Genomic DNA, 13,829 nt, shown 5'->3' with positions numbered 1-13,829 from the left:
GGTTTCTTTTTTTTCTCTTTACAAAACGTAATAATTACGATTTAATAAATGGAACTGACTAAAATTAAGGAGTTATTACTATATGAAAAAAATGATTATTGTTGGTGGGGGTATACAAGGTTGTACGCTAGCCATTCATCTATTAAAAATGAAAAAACTCGATAATCATGAACTGTTGATTATAGATAAAAATAACAAGCCACTTAATAATTGGAGAGAATGTACGGATCTGATCTCGATGCCGTTCTTACGATCACCTTCAGTGCATCACCTAGATGTGAATCCTTTTTCACTCGAAAAGTTTTCTAAGAAAGAGGGCTATCATAAGGTTAGTCATTTTTATGGTTATTATGACCGCCCATCTCTAGAGATGTTTAACGAGCATTGCGGAACATTAATTCGTGATCTAGATATAGAGAGTTGCTGGAAACAGGCTTCTGTAACTGGCATTGAAAAAAAGCAAGGCTATTGGACGGTTCAGACAGAAGAAGGTGAAGTTATGGAAGCGGAGAACCTTGTTCTAGCTATGGGATTAAGAGAACATCCTTTTTGGCCGAAATGGGCAGAACATGCGAGTTTAGGCGGTGCTCAGATTCACCATATCTTTCAAAAAGAAATGCCAGATCTTGATTCGTGCTCTGCTCCAGTTTCGATAATTGGAGGAGGAATATCTGCTGCACACCTTGCTCTTTCTTTGGCAAAAAAATATGAGGGGAAGGTTTCGTTAATTCATAGAAAAGACTTAGAAGTTCATACCTTCGATTCTGATCCTGGGTGGCAAGGGCCGATGTTCATGGTTAAGTTTAATCAAATAAAAGACTATTCTATGAGAAGAAAGAGCATTGTAAAAGCAAGACATAAAGGTTCTGTCACAAAAGAACTTTATTTAGGGTTAAAATCCGCGGAGAAAAACGGTAAAATAAAGCTGTTAAAAGAAGAGGTGCAATCGTATTGTACGAGTTGCAATGAGCTGATCTTCCAATCCGGAGAAAGGTATGAAGCAAAAACCGTCCTTCTCGCTACGGGGTTTCATTCAACACCTCCAGGAATTCACTGGCTAAAAAATGTAATACAACACGAAAACTTAAAGTGTGCTAAATGTGGTTATCCAATTGTAAGCCCTGAAACGCTAGAGTGGGATCAGGGGCTGTTTGTTATGGGCCCTTTAGCAGAGCTGGAGATTGGTCCAGTATCGAGGAATATTGCAGGTGCTAGAAGAGCCACAGAAAGAATAGTAAGAGCTATATGAGTTTCTATCATAAAAAATAGCTCATTTCATAGATTAGAAAAAGAGGTGAGAATATGGGTGCGTATTCCACAAAAAAAGATGTGGTAAGAAAAGAAATGATAGGGCTCTTATTGCTAGCTATCTTTATTATTTCTTTTCTATTTATGGAAGAAATTAAAAATGATTCTGTATTTGATAACTTGCCAAGTTCCATCATGCATGTGAACACGGTGTTTCTAAGTATTTTAATAGAAGCGGTTCCTTTTATCTTACTCGGCGTTTTTGTTTCTGCATTAATTCAAACTTTCGTAACAGAACAGCATATTCAACGGTTGATTCCAAAGAATCCATTTTTAGGAATCGGTGTTGTACTCTTTATGGGAGTGATTTTCCCAGTCTGCGAGTGTGCGATCATACCTGTCGTAAGACGCTTGATCAAAAAAGGACTTCCGCTACACCTTGGAACGGTTTTTCTATTAACTGTCCCTATCGTGAACCCAGTTGTTATCCTATCCACTTTTTATGCATTTCGTAACAATATGGCAGTCGTATATGGCAGAATTGGACTGGCACTTCTTGTGGCGATCATTATTGGATTGATCGTATATTGGGCTTTCCGTAATAAAGATCAACTCAGATTACACATTGAGCATGGAGCTCATGATCATTCACATGGTATTACGATGAGTCGCTGGAAACAAACGGTGTATCATGCATCTGATGAATTCTTTGATACTGGGAAGTTCCTTATTTTTGGTGCGTTTTTAGCGAGTATGTTCCAAGTGTTCATCAATCGTAATGATCTATTGGCGCTTGGTGGGAATGAGTGGTCATCAACAGGATTAATGATGGGTCTCGCTTTCTTGCTATCCATTTGTTCAGAGGCGGATGCCTTTATCGCCGCATCATTCGGAAGCACATTTACAGTAGGTTCGATCATCGCGTTCTTAGTATACGGTCCGATGCTTGATGTGAAGAACATGCTTATGATGTTCGCTTATTTTAAGACGCGCTTTGTATTTGTCTTAATGGGACTAATAACGCTGACTGTATTTGCTGTAACGATGGTGTATCAATTTGTGGTATAGAGAGGGAGGGAAGGTATGATGAACAGAGAGAGTCGTGACTTTCATACGTACTTAAGAGGTATCATCTTAATAGGTTTTATGCTCCTGCTGATCGGATTAATCACAACAGGAAAGCTAAATTATTATGTAGCACCGAAAATGCATATCTTTGTTTATTTTGCGATCGGTATATTAGGGATATTAGGTGTGATGCAGTTCTTTAGACGATCTGATGAACAGCATGATGATGCATGCGGATGTGGTGTAGATCATACACCAAAGGGAAGACCGCTCAAGCATTTCTTTATTTATATGATCTTTGTGATTCCACTTCTTACAGGTTTCATGATTCCAGAAAAAGCGATGGATAGTTCCGTTGCTGAAAATCGCGGCATTCGTTATGGAACAGGATTGTACGCGAAACCAGCTCAAAAAACGGATGAAGGTAAAGTGACTACAACACAGAATATTGATGTTGAAGCCTATTTAGATGATCCTGAAGGTTATATTCAGGAGATGGAAAAGAGCGTAAAGGAAGAAAATCCGGTCGAAACTTACGATGTTACGGCGTATTATAAAAAGTTCGGAAAAGAACAGTTGGCGAAGGAAAAAGTGAAAGTAACATCTGATCACTATCTGGACACGATGACTGTTTTGGATATCTACCTTGATAAGTTTAAAGGAAAAGAAATAGAGACTACTGGATTCGTATATCGTGAAGACGGAATGAGTGAGAATCAAGCCGTTATTGCACGCTTTTCAATGAACTGCTGTAGCGCGGATGCCGTGGTATATGGAACCATTATTGAAGGCGATGAAGTTTCAAAACTTAAAGAAGATGAATGGTACACCGTAACAGGAACCATTGACGAAACAGAATTGAACAAAGTCCGTCTGCCGTTAGTGCAGGTTGATTCTTTAGAAAAAATCAAGCCACTTAAAGATCCTTATGTGTACCCGAGTCCAGAGAGTTTGGGAGCTTATTAGAGTGTAATAAAGCATAAGCCAGCTAATTGATTTATTAATTTGCTGGCTTATTTTTATTCTTATATTTGTTTATCTTTCTGAGCTTGGCATTATAGTCCATAAAGGATAAATAATTATTTAATCGAATATATATCTTGTGTTACTTCACAAAAAGGTGATCGTTAAAGATTGCATTCGTGAGTAGGAGGTATATACATGACTTTGGATGAAATCAAGAAGATGAGAAGACAGCAATTTATTTTGATGAATTTACTTCTTATCATTCTCATTACACTTTATTTAACCTTAATTCGAGTAATAGGTGTAACATCATCACAATTTTTTATAACTCTGGGAGTGGTGTTGCTTATTCAATCCAGTATAGGCTTTATCAGAATTAACTCGACCAAATCACTTTTTTCTATTTATGAGAAGGTAAGTTTATATGAAAAACAAAAAATGGGTGCTGAATGGAAGAAACAGAGAAAGATGAGTTACATCTGGATGCTGATTACTAGTGGTTTTTTATTCATGCAAGCATATTGGAATAGAGGGATAACGGGGGATTTTTTTCAAATTGATATTCGATATATGTTACTGATGCTAATTTTTATTCTTTTGTTATCAAATTTAAGTCTTTTTATTCACGTTAAAAAAGTTGATAATTCAGCATCTGCACGAGATCTAAAAGGATATACTCGAAAAACAAATATAACAGCAGTCTTGCTAGGAACAGTTTCTGCAATAATTTTTATTTTTATCACTCTTTTTTACATTATGATTTAAATACAATTTACAAAATATGTAAAAGCACTGCGATTTTGACAGCAGTGCTTTTTGGTTACTCCTAGCTATTCTTCTAGTACACATACGTTCCAACAACAAAGAGTTCGAACAATACGGTAAGTCCGATAAAATAAGAGACTTGTGCAAATAATCCCCAATCCTTATCTCTAGCAACCTGCATCACCCACAGTGCTATAGCGGAAATGATCACAGGAATGATGAATGAGCTGCCGGTAAAGGTGAGGTACTTCGGCGCTAGCGTATAGAATGTGTTGTTGAACAAAGACTGAATGACATAAAGCTGTGTAATTACAAAAAGTGCGATCGCAGTCCACTTTGCCCAAGGTTTTTCGTCCTCAATGATATCAATTCGTACAAAATATAGAATACCTAAGAACAATACAGACGGTACTACCCAAATAAATGCGTTAGTCATGGCGATGAACGAAACTACAAAAGCCGTAAACGCGTCAAACGTAGCGTTGTAGACATCTTGCTTTCCTACTTTTGTACTGTCATTCTTTATCTCTGAATCTTGGCTTGCTAAATAAAGTCTATAATCACTGACAGATTCCGCTTTTAACCAAGCGATTGTCTTTTCATCGACCTGTAACGGATATACTGAGAAATCAGTCGTTGTACTGATTCGTGCTGCTTCCCAATTGTCGCCATTTAATGTTGCTTTGTAAATGTTGCCCGCTTCCTTTTTAGTAGAAATCGGTCCTTTCGCTGCAAAGAGAATGATAGGCTTGTCATTTTCTACGTTCAATTGTTGGTAGGAAGGATTCTCGATTTCATACCCAAGCTCTGAGCTATATAACTTTACATTGCTAAAGTTGACTGTCGTAAGCTGATCCTTTGGTGCTGCACCGTAAAACGTTTTAAACGTCTTCGTTCCTTGTTTAGAAGAATAAAAGGTATACATAAAGTGAATTTGATCAGCTGCTTCAGCAAAGCGGAAGTTATAGATTTTATCTGTCGGCGTTTTGTTGTATCGCGTAATAGATTGAGCGCTATATTTTCCGTCAGCTTCTTTTAAATAAAAAGCTTCCATTTCTACTTTTTCACCAACAGTCAGGATAAATGATTGAGATGCTGGGTGACCTGATAATTCTGATAGCTTTTCTTTAGCTGTAAAGATAGATTGACTTTTTCCATCTTCAGGATTGTATACAAAAACTTCATTACCTTTTGAATAAGCAAAGCGATCTTTAGCATCAGCCAGAAGATCTACATCTTTATCTACAACGGTTTGTTTTCCATCTTCATACAGAATAAGCTCACCACGAGAGATAAAGGCGATCTGTTTTCGGTTTGTCCAATAGTTCGCTCTTTCATCGAGTGGGAGTTTCTCTGTCTTTTCAGAGACTAGATTTAGATTTGCATCTAGAGTCGTCACTTGTAACCCATCTTTTTGATGTGTGTAAGCATAGTATTGGTCACCTTTTTTTATAACAGTTGGTTCAGCACTAATGGATTGTGCAGATGTCTCCACTGAACGGCTCCAATCAGGGTTGGGAAGCTTTCTTTCTTGACTGACATTATTCCAGATCACTGCTCCGATCAGTATCAAAACGACTGCAAAAGGAAGCAGTAATGCTCTGTAATTGGATTGATTTCTTTTCTTGTTCTTTTTGGTTTTTACATTCGAATTCATGTTAATAGATCCCCCTATTTTGTATAAAACGACAAATTAATACTATTCGTTAAATTAGACGTATATCCCTGTAAAATACTTTCAATTTTTTATAAAAAGAATGTGTGGGATGAGTTGATCCCATGTTGTCTCTGTGTAAGTTTTTGTAGAATAACAATCATTCCCCCGGAAATATTGTCGAATATCATCAACGGATTTTTAAAGTGGTAGAACAGAACTGGTGGTATAATTTGGATTATATACTATTTAGAGAAGGTAGGGAGAAGGCGTGGAACAATACGTTCATATTTATGTGACTAGTGATATTCATGGCTATGTTCTCCCGTTAACGTACGGAAATAATGAAAAAGCGGAAATAGGATTGGCTAAAACCGTGGGATTATTAAAGGAACATATGTTTAACCGCCCCAACACTTTTCTTATTGATAACGGAGACCTGATTCAGGGAACGCCACTTACTTATTATCACGCTAAAACAGATCAAGCTGATGTGAATCCGATGGTTCTTCTATTAAATGAACTGAATTACGATGCTGCGATAATAGGAAATCATGAGTTTAATTATGGTCTTCCTTATCTATATAAAACAATTGATGACTCAAAATTCCCTTGGCTTTCGGCTAATATTGTTCACCAAGGAACAGAGAAACCTGTATTTGGACAACCTTTCGTAATAAAAACTTTTGATTGTGGGTTAAAAGTAGCACTCTTAGGATTAACAACACAATATGTACCGAACTGGGAGAATCCAGAACATATTAAGGGTCTTGACTTTCTAGATGCGGTGGAGACGGCAAAGAAATGGATTCCTTATCTACGATCGAAGTCGGATGTCATGATTGTTTCCTATCATGGTGGGTTTGAGAGAGATCTCAGAACAGGGGAACCGACGGAATCGCTAACGAAAGAGAACCAAGCGTATCAGCTTTGTATGGAGGTTGAAGGGATCGATGTGCTTGTAACCGGTCATCAGCATCGCTTGCTTACAGGTGAGGTGAACGGAGTGACGGTCATTCAGCCGGGGACACAAGGAACTGAGCTAGGGTATGTAGAAGTTAAGGTCAATGGTGAAGGTGATTCATGGGAAGTGAAGGATAAACGAGCGAGACTACTTTCTGTGAACGACCACGAACCTGATCAGCAGGTGTTGAATCTGATTCAGCCGTACGAAATGAAAACTCAGAAATGGCTAGATCAGCCTTTAGGACAAGTAGACGGGGATATGACGATTACTGATCCTATGTTAACGAGGCTAGTTGATCATCCGTTTATTGAATTTATTAATAAGGTTCAGATGGATGCTGCAGGTGTTGATATTTCGAGTACAGCTCTTTTTGACGACCATTCCAAAGGGTTCTCGAAACATGTTACGATGCGCGATATCGTTTCAAACTATGTGTACCCAAACACGTTAAAAGTCATTGAGCTTACAGGGCGAGATATGAAGGATGCATTAGAACGGTCAGCTTCTTATTTTTTTATGAATGAAGAGGGTAATCCGATAGTCAACCCAGCGTTTTCGATTCCAAAGCCTCAGCATTATAACTACGACATGTGGGAAGGTATTGATTACACGATTGACCTGTCAAAGCCGCTCGGACACCGAATTGTAAACTTAATGCATAAGGGAAAACCAATTGATAGCAACTCCTTATACGAAGTAGTTATGAACAATTATCGTGCAGGTGGAGGCGGTGATTATCCCATGCTGAAGGGGAAGCGTGTTGTGAAGGATATTCCGATCGATATGTCTGAACTAATGGCAAACTATATCTTGAATAGAGGTACGATACAAGCGACATGTGATCACAACTGGCGTGTAATGGTTTCATCTTCCTTAAAAAATAAGAGAAGCAGGTGAAGCGGGTGAAAAAGTGGGGTTGGTTTATATTTGTAGTCATAGTAGTTTTGCTTGCAGGATGTTCGAGTGAGGAAAAAAGGACGTTAAACGATAAAAACTTAACACTGCAAGATCATCCAAAAGGTGCTTATCCACGCTATTACGATCAAGTTTCTAAGAAAGAAACACTAAAAGCGGTTCCGTTCTCACTGGAGCTGCCTAATCAATTGCCGTTTAAAGTCGCTCTTTCAACTTATCAGATTTCCGATTGGGGTGAAAAACGAAATATTTTGGTAGACTCCGTTTTTTATCCGGAACAACAAGGGCAGAATGTTTATTTAGCTTATCGAGTATCTAACTTTCTCCCGAAAACCGAGAAATTAGAAACGAAAGACGAAGTTGAGCTTAGTAATGGCACGGATGCTTATTTTTCAGGAAGTAATGATCTTCCTATCCTTGCTTGGAAAAAGGATGGTTTATTTTATAAAATGGAGTACTTAATAAAGGAAGATACAGACAGAAAAACGGAGAAAAAGAAGCTGATTGAAGCGGCAAGTTCTGTTTTTGAATAATTTTATAAAATTTATGGCCGTGGGGGATTGTTCTCTTGCGGCTTATTGTTTGAAATTCAGTAGTTTACAGTAAAATATGATAATATGGTTCAAAGGAGGGGATATTCTTGCAAAAATTGGAGTTTGAATCTGCATGGGACAAGACTATAGCCCGCCAAGACAGAGAAGAGATAGAACGAGTCTTTTCTGAATTGCATCCAAAAGAACATGTGAGACAGCAGGCTGTGATTTTGAAAACAGCTTATAACCATAAAAAAGAATTTTTAGTGACTGTGCTTGTAAATAATTATTCGACAGGGCCACTCTCTTTAATTGGGAAAAAAGTGCTGTATGAAGAAGAGGAGCATACGATTGGTGAAATGGATTCCCGTTATACGTTGGAAGTTCCACCTGAAACAAGTATGCCATGGACGTTTATTTTTCCAGAAGCAGCACTAGGAAGAAATCCATCTCGAGAGTATGGAAAATTAATCATCATGTAAAGCGAGGGAAACGTGTGAGAACGATTATTTGGTTTATTTATTTTTGGGGAATTTTATTAAAGTTGATCCCCTCATTAAACCGTGTAAAAAAGTTTTATCAAGCTGGAAAGATAGAAGAGCGGGACCGGTTGGTTGATCAGAAAGTAAAAGAGTGGTCAACTTCGCTCGTTAAGCTTAGTGGGACACGTGTCACAGTAAGCGGTGAGGAAAACATCCCGAACGATACAGCTGTGCTTTTTGTGAGCAATCATCAAGGTAACTTCGATATTCCGATCCTTTTAGGCTATATCCAGAAACCAAAAGCATTCATTTCGAAGATCGAGGTAAAGAAGATGCCTTTTATCGGGACATGGATGGAGCAGTTGAACTGTTTGTTCATGGATCGTAAGAATGTAAGACAGTCTGTTCAAGCGATCAATGAGGGAGCCAAACTGCTGAAAAACGGAACATCTCTTGTTATTTTTCCTGAAGGAACGAGAAGTAAAGGTGACGATATGTCAGAGTTTAAAGCGGGAAGCTTCAAACTAGCGACTAAATCTGGTGTTCCGATCATTCCTGTTACGATCAACGGCTCGTATAAAATAATGGAACAACAAGGATTTTGGATCAAGCCAGCGGAAGTTCACCTTACCGTTCATCCGCCGATCTATCCAGAACAACATCAAGATGCTAAAGAATTGGCTAGATTGTCAGAAGAGATTATTAAAAACGGGGTAAAAAAAGCAGTCTCTTAAATGCAATGTATCAAGTAAAGTGCGAATGTTGGCGAAAACAGCTTAACGAATAACCTGTACGAACGGCATAGATATTTGTTATTATTGGGATAGAAGGTAATAATTTCTAGGAGGAATACCATGACAGGGACAATTACAGTCATTATGATATTCTCAATTCCCATTATTGCAATCGTGCTAGGTCATTTTCAACAACAGACGAAACTTAAACATAAGATGCTACAAGATGAGATAGAACTGGAACGTTTAAAGCATGACAACTATGTGATCGAAACCCAAAAGATGAGGATTGAACTCGAACAGATGAAACTGCTCGATTCGCCGGATCAGAAGAAATCGGTATAAAAAGAGGATGCCTCAAAAGCTAATTGCTTTTGAGGCATCCTTTTTGTTAGAACCTTTTTTATCTGTAATTGATAAACTGTACGTCGATCGGCAGGTTTGCTTCTTTAACAAGCGCAATAATCTGCTGAAGATCGTCACGGCTCTTTGCCGTTACACGAACTTGATCATCTTGAACTTGGCTTTTCACTTTAAGTCCAGAATTCTTAATCAGCATATTGATTTTCTTTGCGTTGTCTTTATCGATTCCAGTTACAAGCTTTGCACGTTGGCGAACAGTTCCGCCTGAAGCTTGCTCAACCTTGCTGTAATCTAAGTTTTTTGTTGGCACGCCGCGTTTGATCAGCTTTGTGATTAAAACATCTTTTAGCTGCTCTAGCTTGTACTCGTCGTCAGAAACTAAAACGAGCTCTTCACTGGATTTGTCGAGTGTGATCTCACTTTTACTACCCTTAAAATCATAACGAGTTGTGATTTCTTTTGTCGCGATATTGATCGCATTGTCTACTTCTGATAGATCTACCTGTGAAACGATATCAAATGAACTTTCTTTAGCCATTTTGTGAAACCTCCTGACGATTACTTCGTTTATATAGTTACAGTATAAATACATTGTGGTTATGTTTCCAGTTTGTACACATTCTTTTCCGTGGAAACGGGTACAAAGTATAAGTTTTTATGTTAAAATGAAGGCTGGAAAATTTACAGAATGTTTGAACCACTAGGAGGAGTACTTGTTGCTTCATTACAAAACGTACACACACGAAAAAAATCATCAATGGGTGATTTTTGTCCATGGAGCTGGGGGCAGTTCATCCATATGGTATAAACAGCTAAGAGAATTCAAACAACATTTTAATATTTTGCTTGTCGATCTAAGAGGTCACGGCAAATCACAATCCGATACATTTTTATTAAAAAAATATTCGTTCAAAGAGGTCAGCCTCGATGTGCTTGAGGTAATGGATCATCTAAAGATCCAAAAAGCACACTTTGTAGGCATCTCTTTAGGCACGATTCTTATTCAAACAATCGCAGAGCTCTATCCTGACCGGGTGGCTTCTATGACGCTTGGCGGCGCGGTTACAAAAATGAATTTCCGCTCGCGGTTCTTGATTGCGATGGGGAACCTATGTAAATCGTTCATCCCGTACATGTGGCTTTACAGCTTGTTTGCTTGGGTAATCATGCCGAAAAAGAGACATGAAGCTTCGCGTTCTTTGTTTATTGGAGAAGCGAAGAAGCTTTGTCAAAAAGAGTTCAAGAGATGGTTTAAGCTCACCCTGAAGATTAATCCATTTCTACAAAGTTTGCGTAAAAAAGAGATTCCGATCCCTACGCTTTACATCATGGGCGAGGAAGATTATATGTTCTTACCGCCGATTCAGGCGTTCATCGATAAGAAGAAGCATTCGAAGCTTTTAACTATTAAAGATTGCGGACATGTATGTAATGTAGACCAGCCAGAGCTTTTTAACAAGAGTTCGATTGAGTTTATTCGCAAGCAGATTGCTGCTGCACCGAATGCTTCTTAAAAACAGGTGTTTGCGTAAACTTTGTTGTTCTTGAAAGTGGTTGATTTCCGTTTCAGGTGCTTCGCTTTCCGCGGGGCAGACGGTGAGCCCCTTGCCACTTCGTGCCATTAAGGGTCTCACCTGCCCACCTGTCCCGCAGGAGTCTCGCACCTTACACTTCAATCAATTATTCAATGATGCCTTTTAGAGGGCATTTACAGCAATAATCAAGAAAAAATAAGTTAAAACACAAGAAATGACCCTTTAAGCAAGGTCGTTTCTTGTGTTATTTTAGTTTTGCCAGTTGTTAATCGTAGTCCCGGGTCCGGAAGACGGTGTAGTGAACGTATGATTTGTTCCACTTTCCCAGACTACATTTCCTGCGGAATCTTTTTTGATGAACTTAAATTCTAGGGCTTTTCCAGAAGGTACACTGATGTCGTAGTACCATGTTGGATACGCTGCGATGATTTGATTGTAAAATGGTCCTACAGCTTTTGCGGCATTCCAATTTCCTAGTTCTTCGGTGTTTCCTACAACATAAACGTTCTGTCCGGTGCTTGTGTAGGCATTGTTGATCAAGAATCGCACGGAGCTTTGGGATCCAGATAATATATCAATCGGTCCGTAGCCAGTACTTACCGTTCCAGAAGAATTTGTTACGGTTACTTGGTAGCTTCCCGCTGATACTGCAGGAACCGTAACTTTGATCTCGTCGTTGCTCCATGATTGAACGTTTGCATTCACGGTGCCTATCTTTACGGTACCCGTCGAGGTTCCGAAAGCATCACCACTGATCGTGAGTGAATTGCTTGGTTTCGCCATAGCTGGACCAACTCCACCGATAACCGGAGTAGAACTGCTGCTATTATGTGCATATACGGCTGTTTCGCCTGGCGATAGATCAAACGCAGAAATTGTTCCACCTGATACTGTAATATTACTCCCTGTTAAGAGACCCGTTAATTGATCAGTATAAGTTCCAGCCGGTAACGCTGTAGCAGCTCCACTCACGTTATAACTCGTTGAAGTACTTTTGTTTACTGCGACTAAGACAACATCGTTTCCAAACTGTCTTTCGTATACGTAAACATCATTGTTGATCCAGCGCTGTTTTGTTTTTCCGAAGCCAAGGGCTTGATTCGTTTTTCGAAGGGTAGAGAGCTTTTTAATGATCTGATATGCCTTGGTTGTCTGACTAAAAGAAGTCATCTTTCCTCGGTTGTTTGGGTCTCCGTTACCAGTCATATATTGTTCTGTTCCATAATAGATGTTAGGAACACCGCGTGATGTGAGCATAACGGCAAGGGCTAGATCTGTCTTTTTCGTATCCGCTCCGTTCGTATGAAAACGATCCATATCATGATTATCAAGGAATGTTACTTGATCGATCGGCTGTTCATATTTGGTTTGGGTTTCTGTGATCATACTGTCAAAACCATACCAGCTATCCGAATTGTTGCGAAGCACTTGGCGCAGTTCTTGACCATAACGGAAATCCAGCAGTGACATTCCGTATTTGTTCGCAAAATCATAATAGTTTTGGTCGACTTCATTTTCTCCTAAGAACCATTCTCCAAATGTAAACACAGGCTGATGAGAATTTATCGTTTCCATGAATGTTTTTTGCCAGCCGAACGGCATATGTTTGACTGCATCTACACGAATACCATCGATTCCCATGTTTAGCCATTGTTTGATCGCATTCTTGAAGTACGTATCTACGGTTGGATTTTGGTGGTTAAAATCAGCGAGGTCATATAGATTACGATAGATTCCATCTTCTATCGAGGAGAAATTCGTTCCTTTGTTGTGATGAAACAGACCTTTCGTATCGTTTGTATACCCACCGACAAGTGTTCCGTTGTCATAAAGTTTACCGTTCTCCATATAGCTTGGCGTGTCCTCAGATGCTGGAGATGTGTGGTTCGGTGCAAAATCAATTATGACTTTGATTCCTTTGGCGTGAGCGGTATTGATTAAGTTTTGAAAGTCAGTCATGCTTCCGAAATAAGGATTGGCTTTCTTAAAATCCCTGCCCCAATAGCCATGATAAGCCGTGGTGCCAGCCGCATCATTCAATACGCTGTACACATTCTCAACTGGCTGTGAGATCCAAAGTGCTGTAACACCCATATTCGTTAAATATCCATCATTGATCTTGTTGATGATTCCTTGCCAGTCGCCGCCGCAATATTTTCGAAGATTGGAACAGTCACTGCTGAACAGGCTTCCTGTAGGATTATTTGATGCGTTTCCGTCTGAGAAACGATCGGTCATAATCTGATAGATTACATCTTGACCATAGTTAACCTTGTTGAAACTAGCAGCTTCTACGGTTGGTTGGCTGTCTTGAAAGGGAAGGTTTGAGAACGTTAAAGACAAACTAAGTGCAGCTGAAACGAATAAGCTTTTTTTCATGCGGTTATTCACTCCTTTTTTAGAAAATAAAAAACCCCGTTATTCGCAAGGAATAACGGGGTTGTCTTGAAATAAACATTGCCCTCAAGTTTTTACATGTAATAGCGCGCTCTATTACTATCATTATTCAAATTAATGTAAACGCTGTCAATTAAGTTATTCATGGCCTGAAGGACAAACATTGATACTTAAAGGAAAGACAGAATGAAAATGATTCAAA

General features: G+C 39.0%; 13 protein-coding genes. 10 read left to right on the top strand and 3 right to left on the bottom strand.

Annotated elements, in window-relative coordinates:
- The first annotated feature begins 82 nt into the window (after positions 1–82).
- The 4 genes from IHV09_RS17415 to IHV09_RS17400 all read left to right on the top strand — a co-directional run bounded on the left by IHV09_RS17415 (position 83) and on the right by IHV09_RS17400 (position 4,047).
- Positions 83–1,249 carry an NAD(P)-binding domain-containing protein gene (locus IHV09_RS17415; RefSeq protein WP_197265063.1) on the top strand — a complete coding sequence of 389 codons (1,167 nt, stop codon included), beginning with the start codon at positions 83–85 and terminating at the stop codon, positions 1,247–1,249.
- 53 nt (positions 1,250–1,302) lie between these two features.
- Positions 1,303–2,316, top strand: coding sequence for a permease (locus IHV09_RS17410; protein ID WP_197265062.1), 1,014 nt, complete (start codon positions 1,303–1,305; stop codon positions 2,314–2,316).
- A gap of 15 nt (positions 2,317–2,331) precedes the next feature.
- Positions 2,332–3,282 carry a TIGR03943 family putative permease subunit gene (locus IHV09_RS17405; protein WP_197265061.1) on the top strand — a complete coding sequence of 317 codons (951 nt, stop codon included), beginning with the start codon at positions 2,332–2,334 and terminating at the stop codon, positions 3,280–3,282.
- Positions 3,283–3,477: 195 nt separating this feature from the next.
- Positions 3,478–4,047, top strand: a complete 570-nt coding sequence (locus IHV09_RS17400) for a hypothetical protein (RefSeq protein WP_197265060.1) — start codon at positions 3,478–3,480, stop codon at positions 4,045–4,047.
- Between the two features lie 73 nt (positions 4,048–4,120).
- On the opposite strand, the gene IHV09_RS17395 is transcribed toward IHV09_RS17400, so the two are convergent.
- On the bottom strand, positions 4,121–5,704 hold the full coding sequence (locus IHV09_RS17395; RefSeq protein ID WP_197265059.1) for a hypothetical protein: 1,584 nt from the start codon (positions 5,702–5,704) through the stop codon (positions 4,121–4,123).
- A 268-nt stretch (positions 5,705–5,972) separates the two neighbouring features.
- Here IHV09_RS17395 and IHV09_RS17390 point away from each other — a divergent pair, with 268 nt between their 5' ends.
- From IHV09_RS17390 to IHV09_RS17370, 5 genes are all read left to right on the top strand, one after another.
- Positions 5,973–7,565, top strand: coding sequence for a bifunctional metallophosphatase/5'-nucleotidase (locus tag IHV09_RS17390; RefSeq protein ID WP_197265058.1), 1,593 nt, complete (start codon positions 5,973–5,975; stop codon positions 7,563–7,565).
- A 5-nt stretch (positions 7,566–7,570) separates the two neighbouring features.
- Positions 7,571–8,116, top strand: coding sequence for a hypothetical protein (locus tag IHV09_RS17385; RefSeq protein ID WP_197265057.1), 546 nt, complete (start codon positions 7,571–7,573; stop codon positions 8,114–8,116).
- A 107-nt stretch (positions 8,117–8,223) separates the two neighbouring features.
- Positions 8,224–8,598, top strand: a complete 375-nt coding sequence (locus tag IHV09_RS17380; RefSeq protein WP_197265056.1) for an SLAP domain-containing protein — start codon at positions 8,224–8,226, stop codon at positions 8,596–8,598.
- 14 nt (positions 8,599–8,612) lie between these two features.
- Positions 8,613–9,332, top strand: a complete 720-nt coding sequence (locus tag IHV09_RS17375; RefSeq protein WP_370568771.1) for a lysophospholipid acyltransferase family protein — start codon at positions 8,613–8,615, stop codon at positions 9,330–9,332.
- Positions 9,333–9,452: 120 nt separating this feature from the next.
- Entirely contained in the window at positions 9,453–9,677 is a 225-nt protein-coding gene (locus IHV09_RS17370; protein ID WP_066399175.1) for a hypothetical protein, read from the top strand.
- A 58-nt stretch (positions 9,678–9,735) separates the two neighbouring features.
- On the opposite strand, the gene IHV09_RS17365 is transcribed toward IHV09_RS17370, so the two are convergent.
- The gene (locus tag IHV09_RS17365; RefSeq protein WP_197190218.1) at positions 9,736–10,233 is read right to left on the bottom strand and encodes a YajQ family cyclic di-GMP-binding protein; all 498 of its coding nucleotides are present in this window, start codon (positions 10,231–10,233) and stop codon (positions 9,736–9,738) included.
- 178 nt (positions 10,234–10,411) lie between these two features.
- On the opposite strand from IHV09_RS17365, the gene IHV09_RS17360 reads away from it, so the two are divergent.
- Positions 10,412–11,209 (top strand): alpha/beta fold hydrolase, encoded by a 798-nt coding sequence (locus IHV09_RS17360; RefSeq protein WP_197133031.1) that lies wholly within the window; start codon positions 10,412–10,414, stop codon positions 11,207–11,209.
- Between the two features lie 270 nt (positions 11,210–11,479).
- Here the strand turns inward: IHV09_RS17360 and IHV09_RS17355 are convergent, their stop codons facing one another.
- The gene (locus IHV09_RS17355; RefSeq protein ID WP_197265055.1) at positions 11,480–13,609 is read right to left on the bottom strand and encodes an alpha-amylase family glycosyl hydrolase; all 2,130 of its coding nucleotides are present in this window, start codon (positions 13,607–13,609) and stop codon (positions 11,480–11,482) included.
- Positions 13,610–13,829: the final 220 nt, after the last annotated feature.

The sequence above is a fragment of the Fictibacillus sp. 23RED33 genome (genome assembly GCF_015903925.1).
GTDB classification, from domain to species: Bacteria; Bacillota; Bacilli; order Bacillales; family Fictibacillaceae; genus Fictibacillus; species Fictibacillus phosphorivorans.
This window is presented reverse-complemented; position numbering and strand designations above follow the sequence as displayed.

Excerpts from the sequence above, each read along its gene's own strand:
- IHV09_RS17415 (WP_197265063.1), top strand. The coding sequence starts at position 83 with ATGAAAAAAATGATTATTGTTGGTGGGGGTATACAAGGTTGTACGCTA.
- IHV09_RS17395 (WP_197265059.1), bottom strand. The coding sequence starts at position 5,704 with ATGAATTCGAATGTAAAAACCAAAAAGAACAAGAAAAGAAATCAATCC.
- IHV09_RS17355 (WP_197265055.1), bottom strand. The coding sequence starts at position 13,609 with ATGAAAAAAAGCTTATTCGTTTCAGCTGCACTTAGTTTGTCTTTAACG.
- IHV09_RS17410 (WP_197265062.1), top strand. The coding sequence starts at position 1,303 with ATGGGTGCGTATTCCACAAAAAAAGATGTGGTAAGAAAAGAAATGATA.
- IHV09_RS17400 (WP_197265060.1), top strand. The coding sequence starts at position 3,478 with ATGACTTTGGATGAAATCAAGAAGATGAGAAGACAGCAATTTATTTTG.
- IHV09_RS17365 (WP_197190218.1), bottom strand. The coding sequence starts at position 10,233 with ATGGCTAAAGAAAGTTCATTTGATATCGTTTCACAGGTAGATCTATCA.
- IHV09_RS17370 (WP_066399175.1), top strand. The coding sequence starts at position 9,453 with ATGACAGGGACAATTACAGTCATTATGATATTCTCAATTCCCATTATT.
- IHV09_RS17405 (WP_197265061.1), top strand. The coding sequence starts at position 2,332 with ATGATGAACAGAGAGAGTCGTGACTTTCATACGTACTTAAGAGGTATC.